Here is a 22,497-nt window from a genome sequence, read left to right on the forward strand (position 1 = left end):
CCCGGCGGCATCACTAAATAAGGGGCTTACTCCAGCACAGAAGCAAAATTACGATGAGTGAACTTAAGACGATTTCCATCCGCGGTGCGCGCGAGCACAACCTCAAGGGCATCGACCTCGACCTGCCGCGCAACAAACTCATCGTCATGACCGGCCTTTCCGGGTCCGGCAAGTCGTCGCTCGCCTTCGACACGATCTATGCCGAAGGCCAGCGCCGCTATGTCGAAAGCCTTTCGGCCTATGCCCGCCAGTTCCTGGAAATGATGCAGAAGCCGGATGTCGACCAGATCGACGGCCTGTCGCCGGCCATCTCGATCGAGCAGAAGACGACCTCGCGCAATCCTCGCTCGACGGTCGGCACGGTCACCGAAATCTATGACTACATGCGCCTGCTCTTTGCGCGTGTCGGCGTTCCCTATTCGCCGGCAACCGGTCTGCCGATCGAGAGCCAGACCGTCAGCCAAATGGTCGACCGTGTGCTCGAATTCGAGGAAGGCACGCGTCTTTATATTCTGGCGCCGATCGTCCGCGGCCGTAAGGGCGAATACAAGAAGGAACTGGCTGAGCTCATGAAAAAGGGCTTCCAGCGCGTCAAGGTCGACGGCCAGTTCTATGAGATCGCCGATGTTCCGGCGCTCGACAAGAAATACAAGCACGACATCGACGTCGTCGTGGACCGCATCGTCGTGCGTCCCGACATGGCGTCTAGGCTTGCCGACAGCTTCGAGACCTCCCTGAAGCTCGCAGAAGGGCTCGCCATCGCAGAATTTGCCGACAAGCCGCTGCCCCCGGAAGAAACGTCTGCGGGTGGGTCCGCCAACAAATCGCTCAACGAGACACATGAGCGCGTGCTGTTCTCGGAAAAATTCGCCTGCCCCGTTTCCGGCTTCACAATTCCGGAAATCGAGCCGCGCCTCTTTTCGTTCAACAATCCGGCCGGTGCCTGCCCGACCTGTGACGGCCTTGGCGCGCAGCAGAAGATCGACGCGGCGCTGATCATCCCCGAACCGGAGCGAACGCTGCGCGACGGCGCCATCGCGCCGTGGGCAAAGTCGAGTTCCCCTTACTATAATCAGACGCTGGAAGCGCTCGGCAAACACTACGGCTTCAAGCTCGGAAACCGCTGGAACGATCTGCCCGAAAAAGCACAGGATGTCATCCTGAACGGCACGGACGAGAAGATCGAGTTCCACTATGCCGACGGCGCACGCTCCTACACCACGCATAAGAGCTTCGAAGGCATCATCACCAATCTTGAACGCCGCTGGAAGGAAACCGATTCCGCCTGGGCGCGCGAAGAAATCGAACGCTTCATGTCTGCAGCCCCCTGCCCGGCCTGCAACGGCTTTCGTCTGAAGCCGGAAACGCTGGCAGTGAAGATCAACAAGCTGCATATCGGCCAGGTCACCGATATGTCGATCCGTGTGGCACGCGACTGGTTCGAGGCGCTTCCGGCAACTTTCTCCGCCAAGCAGAATGAGATCGCAGTCCGCATCCTGAAGGAAATCCGCGACCGCCTGCGCTTCCTGAACGACGTCGGCCTCGAATATCTCAGCCTGTCGCGGAATTCCGGCACATTGTCGGGCGGCGAAAGCCAGCGCATCCGTCTTGCCTCGCAGATCGGCTCGGGCCTGACGGGCGTGCTCTACGTTCTCGACGAGCCGTCGATCGGCCTGCACCAACGCGACAATGCGCGGTTGCTCGACACGCTGAAACACCTGCGCGATATCGGCAATACGGTGATCGTCGTCGAGCATGACGAGGATGCGATCCTGACGGCCGACGACGTGGTCGACATCGGTCCGGCAGCCGGCGTGCATGGCGGCCAGATCGTGGCACACGGCACGCCGCAGGACATCATGGCGAACCCAAGATCGCTGACCGGCAAATATCTCTCCGGCGAACTCGGCGTGCCGGTGCCCGAGGAACGGCGCAAGCCGAAAAAAGGCCGCGAGATCAAAGTGGTCGGCGCGCGCGGCAATAATCTGAAGAACATCACCGCCTCCATCCCGCTCGGTGTCTTCACGGCCGTGACGGGCGTTTCGGGGGGCGGCAAATCCACCTTCCTGGTAGAGACGCTCTACAAATCGGCCGCACGTCGCGTGATGGGCGCGCGCGAAATTCCGGCCGATCATGATCGCATCGACGGCTTCGAGCACATCGACAAGGTAATCGATATCGATCAATCGCCGATCGGCCGAACGCCGCGTTCGAACCCGGCAACTTACACCGGCGCATTTACGCCAATCCGCGACTGGTTCGCCGGCCTGCCGGAGGCGAAAGCGCGCGGCTACCAGCCGGGCCGGTTCTCCTTCAACGTCAAAGGCGGGCGCTGCGAAGCCTGCCAGGGGGACGGCGTCATCAAGATTGAAATGCACTTCCTCCCAGACGTATATGTCACCTGCGATGTCTGCCATGGAAAGCGCTACAATCGCGAGACGCTGGACGTGACCTTCAAGGGCAAGTCGATTTCGGACGTGCTCGACATGACTGTCGAGGAAGGTGTGGAGTTCTTCAGTGCCGTGCCGGGGGTACGCGACAAGCTGCAGTCGCTATTTGATGTCGGCCTCGGCTACATCAAGGTCGGTCAGCAGGCAAACACGCTTTCGGGTGGCGAGGCCCAGCGCGTCAAGCTAGCCAAGGAACTGTCGAAGCGCTCGACGGGGCGGACTCTCTACATCCTCGACGAACCGACGACCGGCCTGCACTTCCATGACGTCGCCAAGCTGCTCGAAATGCTGCACGAGCTGGTGAACCAGGGCAATTCCGTCGTGGTGATCGAGCACAATCTGGAAGTCATCAAGACGGCCGACTGGGTGCTCGATTTCGGCCCGGAAGGTGGCGACGGCGGCGGCGAGATCGTTGCGGCGGGCACGCCGGAAGCGATCGTCAAGGAGCCGCGGTCCTATACCGGCCAGTTCCTGAAGGAACTGCTGCAGCGCCGGCCGGTGAAGAAGACTTTTGTGGCGGCGGAATAGGCGTGTCGCGAAGGGCTCTGGCGACAGCGGAACAACGGGAGGAACACATGAGCAAATCCGGCAGCATCCGCGTCGGCGTCGGCGGCTGGACTTTCGAGCCCTGGCGCGACCACTTCTACCCATCCGATCTCAAGCAGAAGGATGAGCTGCATTATGCCAGCCGGCAGTTGAAGGTTATCGAGGTTAACGGCACCTATTACAGTTCGCAGAAGCCAGAGACCTTCGCTAAATGGGCATCCGACGTGCCGGAAGGTTTCATCTTTTCGCTAAAGGCCAGCCGCTTCGTCACGAACCGGCGCGTGCTCGGCGAGGCGGGCGAATCCATGGAGCGTTTCCTGACGCAGGGCCTGACCGAGCTTGGCGGCAAGCTCGGTCCGATCCTCTGGCAGCTCGCGCCGACCAAGAAGTTCGATGCCGAGGATTTTGAAGCCTTCCTGAAACTCTTGCCGGACAAGCAGGACGGCCTGCCTTTGCGGCATGTGGTTGAGGTGCGCCATGATTCCTTCAAGGTGCCGGAATTCATCGCGCTGCTGGCGAAATACGGCGTGGCGCCGGTCTGCGCCGAGCACTTCGACTATCCGATGATCGCCGACGTCACGGCGGATTTCGTCTATGCCCGGCTGCAGAAGGGTTCGGACGACATCAAGACCTGCTACGCTCCCAAGGACCTGAGGGCCTGGGCCAAGCGCCTAGAGACTTGGGCTGAGGGCAAGGTGCCGGATGATCTGCCGCTGATCGACAAGGAGCGGAAGGTCAAGGGCGAGCCCCGCGACGTTTTTGCCTTCATGATCCACGAAGGCAAGGTCAATGCACCGTTCGGCGCGATCGCGCTTCAGGAAGAGGTCGGGAGATAGCAGCCGGCCTAGAACGGCTGCACATGGGCCACGAGATCTTCCGCCGTCAGGCCCTTGCCGGCGCGCTGCCCGGCTTCGCCATGGAGGTAGACGCCACATGCAGCAGCCTCGAATGCGGGCAAACCCTGCGCCAGAAGCCCCCCGATCACCCCGGAAAGGACATCGCCTGAGCCAGCCGTCGCAAGCCAGACCGGTGCGTTCGTGTTGATCAGAGCCCGACCATCCGGCGATGCGATAACGGTATCGGCGCCCTTGTAGACGATCGCAGCATTGGCGCGCTGTGCAGCCGCCTGCGCCTTGTCGACTTTGCTGAGCCCCTTGTCTGCCGCGATATCCGGAAAGAGGCGTGCGAACTCGCCTTCATGCGGCGTCAGCACGAGATGCGGTTCTCCTTCCGCAAAGAGGTTGAAAAGCTCTCGCGGGTCGTCCTTGAACGACGTAATGCCGTCTGCGTCGAGCACGAGATGGCGGCCGCTGAGTGCGGCGGTGAAGTCTCTGGTTTTTGCACCGATTCCGAAGCCCGGTCCGAGGACGAAAGTCTGCAGGCGCTCGTCGGCCAGCCAGTCGCGCAAGGCCACCCCGTCACCGACAACATGCAGCATGACAGCCGTCAAATGGGCGCTGTTTTCGGCCATCGCGTCCCTTGGCGCGGCGATGGTTACGAGACCGGCCCCGGCTTTCAGCCCGGCCATCGCAGACATCCGCGCCGCCCCTGTTTTACCCGCGCCGCCTGAGAAAACAGCAAGGTGTCCGCGCTTGTATTTATGCGTCTCCAGTTTGGCAGACGACAGCAGGTGCGCCCATTTGGCCGGAGTGTTTTCGGCAATCATGCCGGACGAATTGGCCTTGATGATGCGCGCCGGAATGCCGATGTCGGCAACCTCGACGCTGCCGCAAAGCTCCCTGCCGGGCATCAGCAAGTGGCCGGGTTTGCGGGTCATGAACGTGATCGTGTGGGCCGCCTTGAATGCCGCACCCAGCACCTCGCCGCTGCGGCCGTCGAGCCCGGATGGCAAGTCGACGGAAATGACGGGAACCGTAGCGACGGTCACCTGCTCGATGACGGAACGCACCCGCGGCGGCACATCCCGTCCGAGGCCCGCCCCGAAGATCGCATCGACAACAACATCGCCCGGCCTCGGAATATAGACATCGAGCGGCTGCGTGGCGAGCCCGCATTCGGCCTTTGCCCGCGCGGCATCGCCATGAAGCCTGGCCGGGTCGCCGAGATGGAAGACGGCAACCCCGGCACCGCTTTCCGCAAGGCGACGGGCCGCGACATATCCGTCGCCGCCATTGTTGCCGGGGCCGCAGAGAACGGCGAAGCGCAGTGCGCCGGGATACACCCGAAGCGCGGCACCCGCGACGGCCGCCCCCGCGCTCCACATCAGCCCGAAAGAGGCAATGCCCGATTCGGCCGTGGCGGCATCGACGACAGCCATTTCTGCAGGCGTAAGGAGTAGGTCACCCAGTTTTTCTGCCATGCGCCATTCAATTCAAAAAGCGCCTAAAAAACAACCTGATTTCCGATCTGTTGTGCAGCTTAAAATTAAGTCATTTGCCTGTTTTAAGGGCATCTCAGGTGCGATAGTTGCATTGAGAGCCACTCGACATTTTTGCTGATTTTGCGCGATTTTTGAATTTCCGATAGCAATCCCAACCGGTTTTACTGGAAAAAATGCCTCAAGAAGCGCCGAGAAGCCGCGAATTCGGGGGGAATTGACATATTTTTTCGCTCTCCGGCGTTGCGAACTGGCACGATACCTGCATCATGTCTCGCGAGCGGCAATTTGCCCGCTTTAACGGGAGAAGCGGAGAGTCATTTTCTCATGAAAAAGATCGAAGCGATCATTAAGCCTTTCAAGCTGGACGAGGTGAAGGAAGCCCTTCAGGAAGTCGGTCTGCAGGGTATCACTGTCACGGAAGCAAAGGGCTTCGGTCGCCAGAAAGGCCATACGGAACTTTACCGCGGCGCTGAATATGTCGTCGACTTTCTGCCCAAGGTGAAGGTCGAGGTCGTGCTCGCCGACGAGAATGCGGAAGCCGTCATCGACGCGATCCGCAAGGCCGCGCAGACCGGCCGAATCGGAGACGGGAAGATCTTCGTATCCAACGTCGAAGAAGTTATTCGAATCCGTACCGGCGAGACCGGCATCGACGCTATATAAGGCGGCTCGCCGGACGCGGCGAATTTATTCATCGTCATTGCAAATGAAAGGGAGATTTCATGGCGACCGCGAACGAAATTCTGAAGCAGATCAAAGAAAACGACGTCAAGTTCGTCGATCTGCGCTTTACCGACCCCAAGGGCAAACTGCAGCATGTCACGATGGACGTTTCCTGCGTCGATGAGGATATGTTCGCAGACGGTGTCATGTTCGACGGTTCCTCGATCGGCGGCTGGAAGGCCATCAACGAGTCCGACATGGTCCTGATGCCGGACACGGAAACGGTTCACATGGACCCGTTCTTCGCCCAGTCCACCATGGTCATTGTCTGCGATATTCTCGACCCGGTTTCGGGCGAAGCCTATAATCGCGATCCGCGCGGCACGGCAAAGAAGGCTGAGGCCTACCTCAAGGCATCCGGGATCGGCGACACGATCTTCGTTGGTCCGGAAGCGGAATTCTTTGTCTTCGACGATGTGAAATACAAGGCCGATCCCTACAATACCGGCTTCAAGCTCGACAGCAGCGAATTGCCGTCGAACGACGACACCGACTACGAGACCGGCAACCTCGGCCACCGTCCGCGCGTCAAGGGCGGTTACTTCCCGGTCCCGCCGGTCGACAGCGCGCAGGACATGCGCTCGGAAATGCTGACGGTGCTTGCCGAAATGGGCGTCGTCGTCGAGAAGCACCACCATGAAGTGGCCGCTGCCCAGCATGAACTGGGCATCAAGTTCGACACGCTCGTCCGCAACGCCGACAAGATGCAGATCTACAAGTACGTCGTGCACCAGGTTGCCAACGCCTACGGCAAGACCGCAACCTTCATGCCGAAGCCGATCTTCGGCGACAACGGCTCGGGCATGCACGTGCACCAGTCGATCTGGAAGGGCGGAAAGCCGACCTTTGCCGGTGACGAATATGCCGGCCTTTCCGAGACCTGCCTCTATTACATCGGTGGCATCATCAAGCATGCCAAGGCGATCAACGCCTTCACCAATCCGTCGACCAATTCCTACAAGCGTCTCGTTCCGGGCTACGAAGCACCGGTGCTGCTTGCCTATTCGGCCCGCAACCGCTCGGCCTCCTGCCGCATTCCGTTCGGCTCCAACCCGAAGGCTAAGCGCGTCGAGGTCCGCTTCCCCGATCCGACCGCCAACCCGTATCTCGCTTTCGCCGCCATGCTGATGGCCGGTCTCGACGGCATCAAAAACAAGATCCATCCCGGCAAGGCCATGGACAAGGATCTGTACGATCTACCGCCGAAGGAATTGAAGAAGATCCCGACGGTTTGCGGTTCGTTGCGTGAGGCCCTCGAAAGCCTGGACAAGGACCGCAAGTTCCTGACGGCCGGCGGTGTCTTCGACGACGACCAGATCGACGCCTTCATCGAGCTGAAGATGGCAGAGGTGATGCGCTTCGAGATGACCCCGCATCCGGTCGAATACGATATGTACTATTCGGCTTGATCGCTCAGCGGAAGGCTCCGGTTCCGCCCGAGCCTTCCTTCCTTGTCACTGAGGCTGATGGCGACATGACACTCATGTGACGAAGACCCGCAAAAATCTTGATTTGAGCGGGCCCAATCACCAGATCAGGTGATGAAAGGAAGTCGTACCATGAAAGAAAGAGTAGCAAAATTCAGTATCGGTGAAGTGGTCCGGCACAAGGTTTTTCCATTTCGCGGCGTCATCTTCGATGTCGATCCGGAGTTCGCGAATACGGAAGAATGGTGGAACTCGATCCCTCCCGACGTCCGCCCTGACAAGGACCAGCCCTTCTACCACCTGCTCGCGGAAAATGACGAAAACGAATATGTCGCTTACGTCTCCGAGCAGAACCTGGTGAATGACGAAAGCGGCATTCCGCTTCGCAATCAGCAGGTTTACCAGATTTTCGATCAAGCGCCGTCTGGCCAGCTCAAACCCAAGATGAGCTTCGCCCACTAAGGCGCGCAATCGATTATGATTTCAAACCCCGCTCCGGCGGGGTTTTTGTTTCCCGTAACAACAAAAACCCGGCGCAACGGCCGGGTCCTTGTTCATTCTCTTGCGAGCTGGCAGTATTACTGCGCCTTAGCGGCGTTCTGCGCGTCTTCGAGCTTCTTGCGGGCTTCTTCAGCCTTCTTCTGCATGCTGTCCTGCAGGCTCTTCTGGCTTTCGGCGAGCTTGTTCGGCGAAACGGCTTCGCCATCATAGGCGCCGGTAAAGCCTTCGAGCGAAATCTTGATCGGATTCGGCGCGCGGCGGAAATTGATCGACGTGAAGATCACGTCGCTGCCCTTCTTCAAGCCGGCGATCATCGCATCTGTCAACGGGATTTCGGCGGTGCACTTGTCCGGCAGGCAGACGGCATAATCGAGCTTCTGGCCCTTGTTGTTATCGACCTGCATCATGATGCCCGGCGGAATCAGGCGAGCGGTCGGTACGGATACCTGCAGAATCTTGCGGTTGACCTTGCCGGAGATACTGATAAGGCCGACAGCCGTGACGAGCTGGCCGCCGTTGGCGAGGATCAGGTTCTGAACGACGCAGATATCGTTGTCTTCCTGCTTGCTGCAGGTCTTGTACCAGCCAAGGCGCGGCGCGCCGGCGGCCTGTGCGGGTGCATCCTGCGCGAAGGAAGATACCGGGGCCGAAGCGGCGCCGAAAGCTACTGCCAGAACGGACAGAGCTGCCCGCAATTTCTTATCAGACTTGAACATCATAACGGATTCTGTCTCCTGATACCCATTTGGGACCGCGATCTGCCGTCCTCTCCAACCGGGGTCATTCGGCATTCCACCTCTAAAAACATTAAGGCAAATGCATGTCCCCCAAAACCCGGGACCACCTGTTACATTGAGGTGATCCAGATATCCAGTATTTCTTTGGCAATTTCTGGATGCGCCGAAAGATTTCGGCATGTGAATGTTCGATTTCCTGCCGTGCATGATAGTCTTTGGCCGAATCGTGCCTTTTGCCGGAAAGGATTTGAGCATGCTCCGGGTTGTTTTCCCTCTTGCCTTTACGCTGTTCTGCGGCGCCGTTGCTGCCAGCCCGCTGCATGGTATCGCTATGCACGGAGAACCTGCCCTACCCCCGGATTACAAGCATTTTTCCTACGTCAACCCGGACGTGAAAAAAGGCGGCAAGATCACCTACGGCGTCGTCGGCACCTTCGATAATCTCAACCCCTTCATCCTGAAAAGCATGCGGACAACAGCGCGCGGCATGTGGGATCCGGACTATGGCAACCTCGTCTACGAATCGTTGCTGCTGCGCTCCCGGGACGAACCTTTCACTCTTTATGGGTTGCTTGCGGAAACGGTCGAATGGGACGAGGGTCGCACGTTCATCCAGTTCAATCTCAATCCGAAAGCCAAGTGGTCCGACGGCCAGCCGGTGACGGCCGAGGACGTCATGTTCTCCTTCGAGTTGCTGCGCGACAAAGGACGCGTGCCCTTCGCGAATCGTCTCAATCTTGTCTCCAAGATGGAGAAGGTCGGAGAGCGCAGCGTGCGCTTCACCTTCAATGACAAGGCAGACCGCGAAACGCCGATGATCTTTGGGCTTTTTCCAGTCCTGCCTAAGCATGCCATCGATCCCGAAACCTTCGACCGGACGTCTCTCGTGCCGCCGCTCGGCTCCGGCCCTTACAAGATCAAGACGGTGAAGCCCGGCGAGAGTGTCACCTATGAACGCGACCCGAACTATTGGGGCAAGGATATCCCCTCCAAGGTCGGCATGGACAATTACGACCAGATCACCGTTCAGTATTTTCTTCAGGACACGACGCTCTTCGAGGCCTTCAAGAAGGGCGATATCGACGTCTATCCCGACGGCAGCCCCGGCCACTGGGCGACGGCCTATAATTTTCCGGCGGTTTCTTCTGGTGCCGTGATCAAGGATACGTTCCAGTCGAAGCTGCCGAGCGGCATGTTCGGGTTTGTCTTCAACACGCGACGGCCGCTATTCGCAAACATCAAGGTCCGAGAGGGACTCTCGCTGATCTTCGATTTCGAATGGGCGAACAAGACGCTCTATTCCGGTGCCTACAAGCGTACGCAGAGCTTCTGGCAAAATTCGAAGCTCTCGAGCTTCGGCGTTCCGGCCGACGCCCGCGAACTCGACATGCTGGGCCCGATCAAAGACAAGATCGACCCTGCCATCCTCGACGGCACCTACAAACTGCCTGTGACCGATGCTTCCGGACGCGACCGCACTGTGCTGAAAAAGGCAGTGCAGGTGCTGAAGGAAGGCGGCTATTCGATCCAGAGCGGCAAGATGGCGGACGCAAACGGCAAGCCGCTTGTCTTCGAGATCATGACGCAGAATGCAGATCAGGAGAAACTTGCGATCGCCTTCCAGCGTTCGCTCCAAACCTTGGGCATTGCCGCTTCGGTCCGCACAGTGGACGATTCGCAATATCAGAGCCGGACCAATAGCTTCGACTATGATGTTATCCTAAAATCTTATGTGTCGTCGCTCTCGCCCGGCAACGAGCAGCTTTCCTATTGGTCCTCGGCTGCGCGCGACCGCGAGGGCAGTTCAAGTTTCGCAGGCGTTGCCGACCCGAATGTCGATACGTCGATCAAGCATATTCTTACCGCGCGCTCCGACGAGGATTTCACTGCCGCCGTCAGGTCGTATGACCGATTGCTTCGTTCCGGCCATTATGTACTGCCTCTCTACCATATCGACCAGCAATGGGTCGCACGCAACAAGCGGCTCGGCCGTCCCGACATTGTGCCGCTTTATGGATACCAGCTTCCGGCCTGGTGGGATCAGAGCGTGCAATAGGGAGCTGGTTCCTTTTTCCTGCCTGGTTGAAGTCGGACGCGTCAGGGCATAGATGGCGTGGGAAGCCTCGGACCGATGAAAGGAACCACCATGGAACGTATAACCATCGACGTCGTATCGGATGTCGTCTGCCCCTGGTGCTACCTCGGCAAGGCGCGGCTTGAGCTTGCTATCGCAGAAGTGCAGGGCGAAGTGGGCGTCGACATCAACTGGAGGCCCTACCGCCTCAATCCCGACTATCCGCCCGAAGGCGTCGATCAGAAGGAAGCGCTGGAGCAAAAGCTCGGCGGCGCCGGGCGCGTCGCGCAGGCCCACAAGATGCTGACCGACTTCGGCCGCGAGGTCGGCATCAACTTCGACTTCGAAGCGATCAAGATCGGGCCGAATACACTCGATGCGCACCGCCTGATCCATTGGGCGATGGTCGAGGACCGCGAGAAGCAGGACCGCGTCGTCAACGCACTCTTCAAGGCGAACTTCGAGGAAGGCAGCAATGTCGGAGATCACGGCGTATTGCTCGACATCGCCGAGCAAGCCGGGCTCGACCGTGCAGTCATCGCCTCCCTGCTTGCTTCGGATGCCGACCGTGACCTGGTGATTGCCGAGATCGAGGCGGCCCAGAAGATGGGTGTCAACGGCGTCCCCTTTTTCATCTTCGACCAGCAATACGCTGTCAGCGGCGCTCAGACGCCGGACGTGCTGGCAGGCGCGCTTCGCGACATCGCCAAGGCGAAGGCGGAAACGCGCGCCGGGCTGAACTGATCGGCCCTACGGCTTTGCCATTTCGGCCAGCTGCGCCATGACGACGGCCGCGCCCTGCAGCCGCTTTTCCGGCGTCGGCAGGTCGCGGGTCAAAAACACGCTGTGGTCCGGACGGATCTTCGCCATCGTGCCCTGCTTGGCGATATACCCGACCAGGTTTGCCGGGTTCGGGAATTCCTTGTTGCGAAATTGGACGACCACACCCTTCGGGCCGGCGTCCAGCTTTTCGACATTGGCGATGCGGCAAAGCGATTTGATGTAGACGATCTTCAAAAGATGCTGCACTTCGATCGGCATCGGACCGAAGCGGTCGATCATTTCGGCGCCGAAGGCATCGATCTCCTTGAGCTCAGTGATCTCGCCGAGGCGACGATAGAGCGCCATGCGTAGATGCAGGTCCGGCACGTAGCCGTCCGGGATCATCACCGGCGTCCCGACCGAAATCTGCGGCGACCAGCCGGTATCCTGAATCTCGTCCACGCCCTTCACCTCAGCGACCGCCTCTTCCAGCATCTGCTGGTAAAGCTCGAAGCCGACTTCCTTGATATGGCCCGACTGCTCCTCGCCCAGAAGGTTGCCCGCCCCGCGGATATCGAGGTCGTGGCTGGCGAGCTGGAAGCCGGCGCCGAGCGTATCCAGCGACTGCAGCACCTTGAGGCGACGCTCGGCGGTTGCCGTCAGCACCTTGTTGACCGGCAGCGTGAAGAGCGCGAAGGCGCGGACCTTCGAGCGGCCGACGCGGCCGCGGAGCTGATAGAGTTGCGCCAGACCGAACATGTCGGCGCGGTGGACGATTAGCGTGTTGGCTGTCGGGACATCGAGGCCGGATTCGACGATGGTCGTCGAAAGCAGCACGTCGTAGCGGCCCTCGTAGAAGGCATTCATGACGTCTTCGAGTTCGCCCGCCGGCATCTGACCATGGGCGACGGCAACCTTCAGCTCGGGAACATCCGACCGCAGGAAGGCATGCACGTCCTCGAGATCCGCCAAGCGCGGACAGACGTAGAAGCTCTGGCCGCCGCGATAATGCTCGCGCATCAGCGTCTCGCGGATGACGAGGCTGTCGAAGGGCGAAATGAAGGTACGCACCGCCATGCGGTCGACCGGCGGTGTTGTGATCAGCGACAGCTCGCGAACGCCGGTCATCGCCAGCTGCAGCGTGCGCGGAATCGGCGTTGCCGAAAGTGTCAGCACGTGGACGTCGCTCTTCAGCTCCTTCAATCGTTCCTTGTGCTTCACACCGAAATGCTGCTCCTCGTCGATGATGAGGAGGCCGAGATTGGCGAATTTGATGCCGGCGCCGAGCAGCGCGTGCGTTCCGACGACGATATCGGTCTTTCCATCGGCCACCTCCTTCTTCGTAAGCGCGAGTTCCTTCGAACCGACAAGGCGCGAGGCCTGCTGGATACGCACCGGCAGGCCACGGAAGCGCTCGATAAAGGTCTTGAAATGCTGCCGCGCGAGTAGCGTTGTCGGCACGACGACGGCGACCTGAATTCCGTTCATCGCCGCGATGAAGGCGGCGCGCAGGGCAACTTCCGTCTTGCCGAACCCGACGTCGCCGCAGACGAGGCGATCCATCGGGCGTCCGGCGGCAAGGTCGCCGCGCACCGCCTCGATGGCATTGTCCTGATCTTCCGTCTCATCGTAGGGGAAGCGGGCCGCAAACTCGTCGTAAAGCCCTTCCTGTGTCGCCAGCACCGGCGCGTGGCGGGTCAAACGCTCGGCGGCAATCCGGATCAACGCGTCCGCCATGTCGAGCAGGCGCTTCTTGAGTTTCGCCTTGCGCATCTGCCATGCGCCGCCGCCGAGCCTGTCCAGCTGGGCTTCGGTTCCCTCACCGCCATAACGTGACAGCAGATCGATGTTTTCGACCGGCAGGAAGAGCTTGGCGTCATCGGCATATTGCAGCTCCAGACAGGCATGCGGCGCGCCGGCCGCCTCGATTGTCTTCAGGCCGACGAAACGGCCGATGCCGTGTTCGGCGTGAACGACGATCGAACCTTCGTCTAGACCCGCAACTTCCGAAATGAAATCGGCAGCGCGCTTACGGCGCTTCGTGCGGCGAACCATGCGGTCGCCGAGAATGTCCTGCTCGCCGATGACGATGAGGTCACCCATCTCGAAGCCCGACTCGAGGCTGAGCACGGCTGCCGCTGCCTCGCCCCTGTCCAGCGAATAGACGGCCTTCAACGCTTCGACCGGCTTGACGCGTTCCAGGCCATGTTCGTTCAGCACCTGCAGCAGGCGTTCAAGCGAACCTTCCGTCCAGGCGGTAATGAGAACCTTAGCGCCGCCTGCCCGTCTTTCGGCGATATGCTTGACGACAACATCGAAGATGTTGACTCGCTCGGCATTGCCGCCGCCTTCGGCATTCGCCCGCGCCCAGCGCTCGCCTTGGCGCGCACCAATATTGACGACGCGCCTTGCCTCGCCCTCGTGCTCATTGAAGGGCGAAATACGTATGGTATTGAACGCATCCAGAGTCTTCGCAAAGATTTCACTGTCGAGATAAAGCTGACCGGGCGTCACAGGCTTATAGGGTGTTCCCTGCGCCATCTGGCCCTTGACCTGCTGGCCTGAGTTGAGGCGGGCATCGAAGTAGTCGAGGACGAGCTTCGAGCGCTCGTCGGCGGCCTCACGCACGGTATGATCCGTGACCATCCGAAAACCCTTCAGGTAATCGAAGACAGTCTCCAGCTTCTCGTAGAAAAGCGGCAGCCAGTGCTCCATGCCGGGATAGCGGCGCCCTTCGGAAACGGCGAGATAAAGCGCGTCGTCGCGGGTCGCGGCGCCAAAGGCCGAGAGATAATTCTTGCGGAAGCGGCTGATTGTATCTGGCGTCAGCGTCACTTCGCTCATCGGGTTGAGATCGAGAGAACGCCCCTGCCCGGTCGTGCGCTGGCTTGCCGGATCGAAGCTGCGGATACTCTCCAGCGTATCTCCAAAGAAATCGAGGCGGACCGGCTCTTCGGAGCCCGGAACGAACACATCGAGGATGCCGCCGCGCACCGCATATTCGCCGACCTCGCGAACCGTCGCGACCCGGTCGAAGCCGTTGCGCTCCAGACGGCCGGCGAGGTCGTCCATGCGCACCTGGTTGCCGGGGCGCGCCGAGAATGCCAGGCTCTCGATCACATCTTGCGGCGCCACCTTCTGCAGCATTGCGTTGACGGTAACGAGCACGATTGCCGCATGTGGCTTCTTGCGATGGGCGATCAGGCCACTCAGTGCCGTCAGGCGGCGGGCCGAGGTATCGGCGCTGGGAGAAACGCGGTCGTAGGGCAGGCAGTCCCAGGCGGGCAGCGTAAGGACCGGAATGTCGGGCGCGACAAAGCCGAGCATTTGCTCCAGGTCGGCCATGCGCTGCCCGTCGGAAAGCACATAGGCGACCGGCCCGCCAGCGCGTGCCAATTCGGCAAGCAGGAGCGGTTCCAGGCCGGACGGCACATTGCCGATCGTCAGCGCCTCGGCGGCGGCTGCGAGCTTGCTTGCATCAAATCCTGGGATCATTCCGGCTTCCTGGATGCGGCGTCGGTCGGGTATTCGAAATTCGGCTTGAAGGCTGAGAGGCGTTGGAACATCGGGGTTTGAAAGCGCTCCGGCACGGGCCATGTGCCCATAACCCAGCGCAGAAGGTCGTTATCTTCCTCGCCCATGATGGTTTCGAGCTCGTCGAGCTCTGCTTCGGACAGCGTCGCCACCTCGGCTTCGGCGAACTGGCCGAACACCAGATCCATCTCGCGCAGCCCGCGATGCCAACAGCGGAACAATATGCGTCGGCGGCGCGGGTCGAGACCGGCACTCGAGAGTGTCACACCTGTCATGGCATCACCTTCCTGTTGATGCGCCTCTATAGCCCCTCGAAAGCGGCTTGTCAGCCTTGCCAATGCCCTATTCTTCATCGCATTTTGCAGCATGCGTCCCACCATCCTCGATCCGTTGTTTTCCCCCGTTTCGGCTCTTTCGGGCGTCGGTCCGAAGATTGCCGAGCTGCTGGTGAAGCTGCTTGGACGCGAGACACCGGACGACACGCGGATCATCGACCTGCTCTTTCATGCGCCGCATTCGCTGATCGATCGGCGCAACCAGCCGGGAATTGCGCGCGCGCCGCAAGGTGCGATTGTGACGATCACGGCGCGGGTTGACCGACACCAGCCCCCGCCAAGGGGCAAGAGCAATATCCCCTACCGCGTCTTCCTGCACGACGAGACGGGCGAACTCAGCCTCGTCTTCTTCCGCGGACAGGCGGCATGGCTGGACAAGCAGCTTCCGATCGACGAGGAGGTCACCGTCAGCGGCAAGATCGACTGGTTCAACGGCCGGGCGACAATGGTGCATCCGGACTACATCGTAAAGGCAGGCGATACGGAGAGCCTGCCGCTCGTCGAACCGGTCTACCCCCTCACCGCCGGGCTCTCACCAAAAACGCTGCACAAAATCATCGAGGCGGCGGTGTTGCGTATGCCGGAACTGCCGGAGTGGATCGATCTTTCGCTGGCTCGGGCACAGGGGCTACCTTCGATCGCCGACAGCTTCCATATGCTGCATGAACCCCGCGATGCAGAGGACGTCGATCCGCAAGCCCCTGCGCGGCGAAGGCTCGCCTATGACGAGTTCCTTGCCGGACAGTTATCGCTCGCGCTGGTACGCCAGCGGCTTCGCAAGGTTCCCGGGCAGCCGGTCCATCCCACCGGCAGAATCAGCGGCAAGATCCTGCAGGCGCTGCCCTTCTCGCCCACACGCAGCCAAACGGAAGCAATCGCCGACGTCCTGAAGGACATGGCTGGCGAAGATCGCATGCTGCGGCTGCTGCAGGGCGATGTCGGCTCCGGCAAGACGCTGGTGGCGCTGATGGCAATGGCCGCGGTGATCGAGTGCGGCGGACAGGCCGTTCTGATGGCTCCAACCGAAATTCTCGCGCGTCAGCACTACGCGACGATGTCCAAATTCGCCGCTTCTGCCGGTCTCGGTATCGAGGTCCTGACGGGCCGCACCAAGGGACGCGAGCGCGACGATGTCCTGGGACGCATCGCTTCCGGCGAGGCCCAAGTTATCATCGGCACGCATGCGCTCTTCCAGGAGAGCGTCAATTACAAGAACCTAATGCTGGCAGTCGTCGACGAGCAGCATCGCTTCGGCGTGCACCAGCGGCTGCGGCTGACGGCGAAGGGCATCTCGCCGCACATGCTGGTGATGACGGCAACACCCATTCCACGCACGCTGGTGCTTGCCGCCTTCGGCGACATGGATGTCTCGAAGCTCACCGAGAAACCCGCCGGCCGCAAGCCGATCCAGACGATCACCATACCGAGTGAACGGACCGGGGAAATCGTAGAGCGGCTGCAGAGCGTGCTTGCCGAAGGCAAGAAGGCCTATTGGATCTGCCCGCTGGTCGAAGAATCCGAAGAACTCGACCTCATGTCCGCCGAAGAGCGGCATGCGACACTGGTCTCAACGCTCGGACCGGGCATCGGCCTCATCCACGGCCGCATGAGCGGACCGGAGAAAGATGCCGTGATGATGGCGTTCAAGAACAGCGACCTCAGACTGCTGGTGGCGACGACCGTCGTCGAAGTGGGCGTCGACGTGCCGGATGCGACGATAATGGTGATCGAGCATGCCGAACGCTTCGGTCTCGCGCAGCTCCATCAGCTTCGCGGTCGCGTCGGCCGCGGCGACGAAGCTTCGACCTGCATTCTGCTCTACAAAGGCCCGCTTGGCGAAACCGGCCATGCGCGACTTTCGATCATGCGGGAGACGGAGGACGGCTTCCGGATTGCCGAAGAAGACTTGAAGTTGCGCGGCGAAGGCGAACTGCTCGGCACCCGCCAATCCGGCACGCCCGGCTTCCGGATCGCGAGCCTCGAAGCGCATGCCGACCTTCTGGAGATCGCACGAAGGGATGCCGCCTATCTGATCGAGCGCGACCCTGAACTTACGAGCGAACGCGGTGCTGCGTTCCGTACCCTGCTCTATCTATTCCGGCGCGACGAAGCGATCCGCTTTCTTCGCGCGGGCTAGCAGTCTCGGTTTTCCCGGAACCGCCGGCTCCTTGGACGGCTTGGCCGGAAAGTCTGGCGCCACGAGGCCGCCGGAGACGAGCAGCTTGGCCCCGTCTTCTGCGCTCATGTCGAGCACGACGATCTTTTCGCGCGGCACGAAGATCAGAAAGCCCGCGGTCGGTATTGGCGTCGGCGGCAGGAACACGCTCACCATATCCTGGCCCATAGCATTGAACTTCGAAGCGATCTCGCCCTTTGCATCGGTTGCGATGAACACCAGCGCCCAGAGCCCGGGGCTCGGATACTCGATGAGGCCTACTTTCTTGAAGGAATTGCTCCGTTCCTCCAGCACCGTCTCGAATATCTGCTTTACGCTCCTGTAGATGCTGCGCACCAGCGGCACGCGGCGCACCACCGACTCGCCGAACTGCACGATGGTCTGGCCGATGAGGTTCTTGCCGAGAAAACCGATGATGGTGATGAAGATCATCGCGATCACCAGGCCGGAGCCGGGTACGGCGAAATTCAGGTAGCTGTCCGGATCGTAACGCGCCGGAATGTAGGGCTTCACCCAGCTGTCAGCCCACCGGACGACGGACCATGTCAGCCACAGCGTGATCGCAATCGGAGCACAGATGATAAGGCCCGCAAGGAAGTTGTTTCTCATGCGGGTCGCTATCGGCAATCGGGGTAGTTTGTGCGTCATCGCTCGCGATGAACTCCCTTGAATCTACCGGCTGTCGTGATCAGGCGCTCCCCCGCACCTCAAACGAAGCTGCCAGAATTCGGCTCCTTTCACAAGCCTTCCGGCGGCTTTCCGATTCACTCCACCGTGACCGATTTTGCAAGGTTTCGTGGCTGGTCGACATCCGTGCCCATGAAGACGGCGGTGTGGTAGGCGAGCAGTTGGATCGGCAGCGAGAAGATCATTGGCGCGATGATCTCAGGGACGTTCGGAAGCGCGATCGTCGCCATTGTCGGCAGCTTGGAGGCAGCAGCACCTGCTTCGTCGGTGATGAAGATGATCCGGCCGCCGCGGGCTGCGACTTCCTGCATGTTCGAAACGGTCTTTTCGAAGAACCGGTCGTAAGGCGCGATTACGATGACCGGCATGTTCTCGTCGATCAGCGCGATCGGCCCGTGCTTCAACTCGCCCGCCGCATACCCTTCCGCATGGATATAGGAGATCTCCTTGAGCTTCAGCGCACCTTCCATCGCCAGCGGGAAGCTGGTGCCGCGGCCGAGATAAAGCACGTCGCGGCACTTGGAGAGTTCGCGTGAGAGGCTTTCCATCTGCGGCTGGACGAGGTTAAGCACACGGCTCATGATTCGCGGCATTTCGGCGAGCTGCCGGACGAGCCCCTTTTCCTCATCGGCGCTGACGGTGCCTCGCGCCTTGCCGGCACCGATCGCCAGCGACGCGAGGACGGCCAGCTGGCAGGTGAAGGCCTTCGTCGAAGCAACTCCGATCTCAGGACCGGCCATGATCGGGTAGACGGCATCGGATTCGCGCGCGATCGTCGACTCCTGCACATTGACCACGGCGCCGATCTTCAGGCCGTTGTCCTTGCAGTAACGGAGCGAGGCTAGCGTGTCTGCGGTTTCGCCAGATTGCGAGATGAGGAGTGCCGCCTGGGACGGCTGCAGCGGCATTTCGCGATAACGGAATTCCGAGGCGACATCGATCTCGACCGGCAGACGGGCATAACGCTCGAACCAGTATTTGCCGATCAGACCGGCGAGATAGGCGGTGCCGCAGGCCGAGATTGCGAGGCCGCTGACTGTCTTGAAATCAATCTGCGACGCATTGGCACCAATCATGTTCTCGGCAAAATTCATGTAGTGGCTGAGCGCGTGGGAGATGACCTCCGGCTGCTCATAGATTTCCTTCTCCATGAAGTGACGATGATTGCCCTTGTCGACGACATACGCCGTCGCCTGCGATATCTGCCGCGGGCGGTTTAGCGGGTTGCCGGAGAAATCGACGATGGTCGCACCGTCGCGGGTGATGACCGCGCAGTCGCCGTCAACGAGATAGGTGATTTCGTTGGTGAAGGGCGAAAGAGCAATTGCATCCGAGCCCAAGAACATTTCGCCCTTGCCGAAGCCGATAGCAAGCGGCGGGCCGGAACGCGCAGCCAGCAACGTACCCGGATCGCTCTGAAGCATGACGACGAGCGCGTAAGCGCCCGTCACGCGGTTCAGCATCCTCAGCATGGCAGCGCGGGGCTCAAGCCCTTCGCGTAGGTATTTCGCCATCAAGTGGGCGATGACTTCGGTGTCGGTCTGGCTTTCGAAGACGGCACCTTCTGCGTTGAGCTCGTCACGCAGGTCCGAGAAGTTTTCGATGATGCCGTTGTGGACGACCGCCACGCCCTCGACGAAATGCGGGTGCGCATTGGTCTCGTTCGGAACGCCGTGCGTTGCCCAGCGCGTATGGGCGATGCCGGTCGTACCGGGCAGCGGCTCGACCTCGAGGCACTTCTCGAGATTGAAGAGTTTGCCCTCGGCGCGGCGGCGGCTCATCACGCCCTCGTGGATCGTCGCGACGCCCGCCGAATCGTAACCTCGATATTCGAGCCGCTTCAGCGCATCAACCAAACGTTCCGCGACCGGCTGACTGCCGACGATCCCCACAATACCGCACATGAAAATGTCCCCAACGCTTCGATAATAACGAGCCAGTCCTACCGATTATCTGTTATTTCTCAATCGGTCAGCCGGTCACTTTCGATTTCCGGCCGTTACTCAGTCTTGGCTTGCTTTGCGGCTTTGATTGCCTGTGCGCGCTCGCGGATCGCCTTGGCGCGCTCCGGTTTCATTTCCTGGCGCGCACGGCCGAAAGCGAGCGCCTCGGCAGGGACATTGTGGGTGATGACGCTCCCCGACGCAATATAGGCGCCGTCGCCAATGCTGACCGGAGCAACCAGCGCACTGTTAGAGCCGATGAAGGCGTTGGCGCCGATGCGAGTCTCGTGCTTGTTCACGCCGTCATAATTGCAGGTGATCGTGCCCGCGCCGATATTGGCCCCGGCGCCGATGACCGCATCGCCGATATAGGTCAGGTGGTTGACCTTGGCGCCCTCACCGATCTGCCCGTTCTTTACCTCGCAAAAGTTGCCGACCTTAGATCTCTCGCCGAGATCGGCGCCCGGCCGCAGGCGTGCAAAGGGACCGACCGTCGCACCGACGCTCACATGCGCGCCTTCGATATGGGAGAAAGCATGGATCACCGCGCCGCCGTCGATCACCGCGCCCGGACCGAAGACGACGTTCGGCTCGATCAGCGCATCCTGGCCGATGACGGTGTCGTGCGACAGGAAAACCGTTTCGGGGGCGATCATCGTCACGCCGGAGATCATCAATTCGTGGCGGCGACGCTCCTGCCAGAAACGCTCGATCGCCGCGAGTTCTGCCCTGTTGTTGCAGCCGGTCATTTCCACTTCCGGCGCGTCGACGGCCGTTACCCGACCGCCGAGCGAGCGGGCAATCTCGACGAGGTCCGTGAGATAGTATTCGCCTTTGGCGTTGCTGTTTTCAATGCGCGCAAGGAGATCGAGCGCCTTGCGGCCGTTGATCGCCATCAGGCCACTATTGCACCATTTGACGGCGCGCTCCGCATCGGTCGCGTCCTTCTCCTCGCGGATCGCAATCAATTCGCCGTCCTTGACGAGTAACCGGCCGTAACCTGTGGGCTTGCTCGTATGGAAGCCGATGACGACGATGTCGCTGCCCTCAGCCAGTCCCTGGCGCGCCGCCTTCAGCGGCCCTTCGGTCTGTAACGGGACATCGCCATACGTCACCAGGATATCGTCGTAGCCGCGAGCGATCGCTTCGCGTGCCGCAAGAACTGCATGTCCGGTTCCGAGGCGCTCCTTCTGCAAGTGTGCTTCGACCGCGACGCCGCCGGTTCTGGCGGCCCTCGAGACTTCGTCGGCATCACGCCCGACGACGAGAGCGACCGACGAAATGCCGGCCTTCGCCACGGCGTCCACGACATGTGCGATCATCGGCCGGTTGGCGACCGGATGCAGCACCTTCGATTTCGAGGATTTCATGCGTGTGCTGTCGCCGGCGGCAAGAATGACGGCAAGGCAGGTGCGTTCCATGGGCAGGCTCCGGGAATCCTTTGTTCAGCTCTGCCTCATAGCAGCAAGGCGAACCGGCGACAAAGATGAATTTGGATCAGGCGGGAACCTCGGAGAACGCCGCATAGGCGTCACGCACATGTTTGCGGCCTTCAACGATAACATCCTCCATCGCCTTGCGGGCGCCGGCAACGTCGCCGGCGACGATCGCATCGACTATGCGCATATGCGTGTCGGCGATGTTGGCAAAACCGTTCTGCGATGGCGGCGTACTCAGGCGGAACATGCCGACGAGGGCCGCCTCGATCAAACTTCCGAGCGTGCGCATGAATGGGTTGTGGGAAGCATCCGCAACGGCGAGATGGAATCTCAGGTCGGCGAGCGCAAGGCTCTCCGTCGTGTGGCCGGGCGCAGCCATATCGAGCGCCAATGCACGCAGCGTCGCGATGTCATCTTCGTTTGCGCGTTCTGCCACAAGGCCCGCGGCGAAAGGTTCCACAGCAAGACGGATGTCGTAGAGTTGCAGGAGGAATTCTTCGGTGACGCCGTGATCGAAGTGCCAGGCGATGATCTCGCTGTCGAACATGTTCCAGAGGTTCTTCTCCGTCACACGCGTGCCCACGCGAGCCTTGGCAACAACCATGCCCTTGGCTGCAAGCGTCTTCATCGTTTCGCGAAGGACGGTGCGGGAGACCTTGAAGCGCTGGGCGAGCTCGACGTCACCGGGCAAAATCGAGCCGACTGGATAGGTTCCGGCGACGATGGCCTTGCCCAGCTCGTCCACGACCTGCGCGTGGCTCGTGCGGGATTTCCGGCCGGTCCTTCGTGTCTCAAGCAAACGGTTGCGCAACAAGTCCTCCG

Annotated in this window: 16 protein-coding genes; 8 read left to right on the forward strand and 8 right to left on the reverse strand. The window is 60.7% G+C overall.

Going from position 1 to position 22,497, the window contains the following annotated elements:
• Positions 1-53 precede the first annotated feature (53 nt).
• Complete coding sequence (gene uvrA, locus BLP23_RS22900; protein WP_092587087.1) at positions 54-2,978, forward strand: excinuclease ABC subunit UvrA; 2,925 nt, start codon at positions 54-56, stop codon at positions 2,976-2,978.
• Positions 2,979-3,025: 47 nt separating this feature from the next.
• Positions 3,026-3,832: a DUF72 domain-containing protein gene (locus tag BLP23_RS22905; protein ID WP_092587088.1), complete on the forward strand. Its 807-nt coding sequence runs from the start codon at positions 3,026-3,028 to the stop codon at positions 3,830-3,832.
• Between the two features lie 8 nt (positions 3,833-3,840).
• Here the strand turns inward: BLP23_RS22905 and BLP23_RS22910 are convergent, their stop codons facing one another.
• Positions 3,841-5,316, reverse strand: a complete 1,476-nt coding sequence (locus BLP23_RS22910) for an NAD(P)H-hydrate dehydratase (RefSeq protein ID WP_092587089.1) — start codon at positions 5,314-5,316, stop codon at positions 3,841-3,843.
• Positions 5,317-5,661: 345 nt separating this feature from the next.
• Between BLP23_RS22910 and BLP23_RS22915 the strand changes: the two genes are divergently transcribed.
• From BLP23_RS22915 to hspQ, 3 genes are all read left to right on the forward strand, one after another.
• Complete coding sequence (locus BLP23_RS22915) at positions 5,662-6,000, forward strand: P-II family nitrogen regulator (protein WP_003539626.1); 339 nt, start codon at positions 5,662-5,664, stop codon at positions 5,998-6,000.
• Between the two features lie 59 nt (positions 6,001-6,059).
• Positions 6,060-7,469, forward strand: coding sequence for a type I glutamate--ammonia ligase (gene glnA / locus BLP23_RS22920; protein WP_022715580.1), 1,410 nt, complete (start codon positions 6,060-6,062; stop codon positions 7,467-7,469).
• 150 nt (positions 7,470-7,619) lie between these two features.
• Positions 7,620-7,949, forward strand: a complete 330-nt coding sequence (gene hspQ / locus BLP23_RS22925) for a heat shock protein HspQ (protein WP_022715579.1) — start codon at positions 7,620-7,622, stop codon at positions 7,947-7,949.
• A 116-nt stretch (positions 7,950-8,065) separates the two neighbouring features.
• On the opposite strand, the gene BLP23_RS22930 is transcribed toward hspQ, so the two are convergent.
• Complete coding sequence (locus BLP23_RS22930; RefSeq protein WP_039844866.1) at positions 8,066-8,707, reverse strand: invasion associated locus B family protein; 642 nt, start codon at positions 8,705-8,707, stop codon at positions 8,066-8,068.
• A gap of 271 nt (positions 8,708-8,978) precedes the next feature.
• Here BLP23_RS22930 and BLP23_RS22935 point away from each other — a divergent pair, with 271 nt between their 5' ends.
• A complete protein-coding gene (locus BLP23_RS22935) occupies positions 8,979-10,781 on the forward strand; it encodes an extracellular solute-binding protein (RefSeq protein ID WP_092587336.1) in 1,803 nt (600 codons plus the stop codon).
• A 90-nt stretch (positions 10,782-10,871) separates the two neighbouring features.
• Positions 10,872-11,543 carry a DsbA family oxidoreductase gene (locus BLP23_RS22940; RefSeq protein ID WP_092587337.1) on the forward strand — a complete coding sequence of 224 codons (672 nt, stop codon included), beginning with the start codon at positions 10,872-10,874 and terminating at the stop codon, positions 11,541-11,543.
• Positions 11,544-11,549: 6 nt separating this feature from the next.
• Here the strand turns inward: BLP23_RS22940 and mfd are convergent, their stop codons facing one another.
• Both mfd and BLP23_RS22950 read right to left on the reverse strand, forming a co-directional pair.
• A complete protein-coding gene (mfd, locus tag BLP23_RS22945; RefSeq protein ID WP_092587090.1) occupies positions 11,550-15,056 on the reverse strand; it encodes a transcription-repair coupling factor in 3,507 nt (1,168 codons plus the stop codon).
• Positions 15,053-15,370 (reverse strand): FAD assembly factor SdhE, encoded by a 318-nt coding sequence (locus BLP23_RS22950; RefSeq protein ID WP_092587338.1) that lies wholly within the window; start codon positions 15,368-15,370, stop codon positions 15,053-15,055. Before BLP23_RS22950 ends, mfd begins: the two co-directional genes overlap by 4 nt.
• A 91-nt stretch (positions 15,371-15,461) precedes the next feature.
• Here BLP23_RS22950 and recG point away from each other — a divergent pair, with 91 nt between their 5' ends.
• Positions 15,462-17,567 carry an ATP-dependent DNA helicase RecG gene (gene recG, locus BLP23_RS22955; protein ID WP_092587091.1) on the forward strand — a complete coding sequence of 702 codons (2,106 nt, stop codon included), beginning with the start codon at positions 15,462-15,464 and terminating at the stop codon, positions 17,565-17,567.
• Here the strand turns inward: recG and BLP23_RS22960 are convergent.
• The 4 genes from BLP23_RS22960 to BLP23_RS22975 form a co-directional block, all read right to left on the reverse strand.
• A complete protein-coding gene (locus BLP23_RS22960; protein ID WP_092587092.1) occupies positions 17,523-18,254 on the reverse strand; it encodes a DUF502 domain-containing protein in 732 nt (243 codons plus the stop codon). The genes recG and BLP23_RS22960 overlap by 45 nt on opposite strands.
• Positions 18,255-18,370: 116 nt before the next feature.
• Entirely contained in the window at positions 18,371-20,197 is a 1,827-nt protein-coding gene (glmS, locus tag BLP23_RS22965; RefSeq protein WP_092587093.1) for a glutamine--fructose-6-phosphate transaminase (isomerizing), read from the reverse strand.
• A gap of 95 nt (positions 20,198-20,292) precedes the next feature.
• Positions 20,293-21,657 (reverse strand): bifunctional UDP-N-acetylglucosamine diphosphorylase/glucosamine-1-phosphate N-acetyltransferase GlmU, encoded by a 1,365-nt coding sequence (gene glmU / locus BLP23_RS22970; protein WP_092587094.1) that lies wholly within the window; start codon positions 21,655-21,657, stop codon positions 20,293-20,295.
• A 76-nt stretch (positions 21,658-21,733) separates the two neighbouring features.
• On the reverse strand, positions 21,734-22,486 hold the full coding sequence (locus BLP23_RS22975) for a FadR/GntR family transcriptional regulator (protein ID WP_092587095.1): 753 nt from the start codon (positions 22,484-22,486) through the stop codon (positions 21,734-21,736).
• Positions 22,487-22,497: the final 11 nt, after the last annotated feature.

Source organism: Rhizobium mongolense subsp. loessense (assembly GCF_900099775.1).
GTDB lineage: Bacteria > Pseudomonadota > Alphaproteobacteria > Rhizobiales > Rhizobiaceae > Rhizobium > Rhizobium loessense.

Excerpts from the sequence above, each read along its gene's own strand:
- uvrA (WP_092587087.1), top strand. The coding sequence starts at position 54 with ATGAGTGAACTTAAGACGATTTCCATCCGCGGTGCGCGCGAGCACAAC.
- BLP23_RS22905 (WP_092587088.1), top strand. The coding sequence starts at position 3,026 with ATGAGCAAATCCGGCAGCATCCGCGTCGGCGTCGGCGGCTGGACTTTC.
- BLP23_RS22910 (WP_092587089.1), bottom strand. The coding sequence starts at position 5,316 with ATGGCAGAAAAACTGGGTGACCTACTCCTTACGCCTGCAGAAATGGCT.
- BLP23_RS22915 (WP_003539626.1), top strand. The coding sequence starts at position 5,662 with ATGAAAAAGATCGAAGCGATCATTAAGCCTTTCAAGCTGGACGAGGTG.
- glnA (WP_022715580.1), top strand. The coding sequence starts at position 6,060 with ATGGCGACCGCGAACGAAATTCTGAAGCAGATCAAAGAAAACGACGTC.
- hspQ (WP_022715579.1), top strand. The coding sequence starts at position 7,620 with ATGAAAGAAAGAGTAGCAAAATTCAGTATCGGTGAAGTGGTCCGGCAC.
- BLP23_RS22930 (WP_039844866.1), bottom strand. The coding sequence starts at position 8,707 with ATGATGTTCAAGTCTGATAAGAAATTGCGGGCAGCTCTGTCCGTTCTG.
- BLP23_RS22935 (WP_092587336.1), top strand. The coding sequence starts at position 8,979 with ATGCTCCGGGTTGTTTTCCCTCTTGCCTTTACGCTGTTCTGCGGCGCC.
- BLP23_RS22940 (WP_092587337.1), top strand. The coding sequence starts at position 10,872 with ATGGAACGTATAACCATCGACGTCGTATCGGATGTCGTCTGCCCCTGG.
- mfd (WP_092587090.1), bottom strand. The coding sequence starts at position 15,056 with ATGATCCCAGGATTTGATGCAAGCAAGCTCGCAGCCGCCGCCGAGGCG.
- BLP23_RS22950 (WP_092587338.1), bottom strand. The coding sequence starts at position 15,370 with ATGACAGGTGTGACACTCTCGAGTGCCGGTCTCGACCCGCGCCGCCGA.
- recG (WP_092587091.1), top strand. The coding sequence starts at position 15,462 with ATGCGTCCCACCATCCTCGATCCGTTGTTTTCCCCCGTTTCGGCTCTT.
- BLP23_RS22960 (WP_092587092.1), bottom strand. The coding sequence starts at position 18,254 with ATGACGCACAAACTACCCCGATTGCCGATAGCGACCCGCATGAGAAAC.
- glmS (WP_092587093.1), bottom strand. The coding sequence starts at position 20,197 with ATGTGCGGTATTGTGGGGATCGTCGGCAGTCAGCCGGTCGCGGAACGT.
- glmU (WP_092587094.1), bottom strand. The coding sequence starts at position 21,657 with ATGGAACGCACCTGCCTTGCCGTCATTCTTGCCGCCGGCGACAGCACA.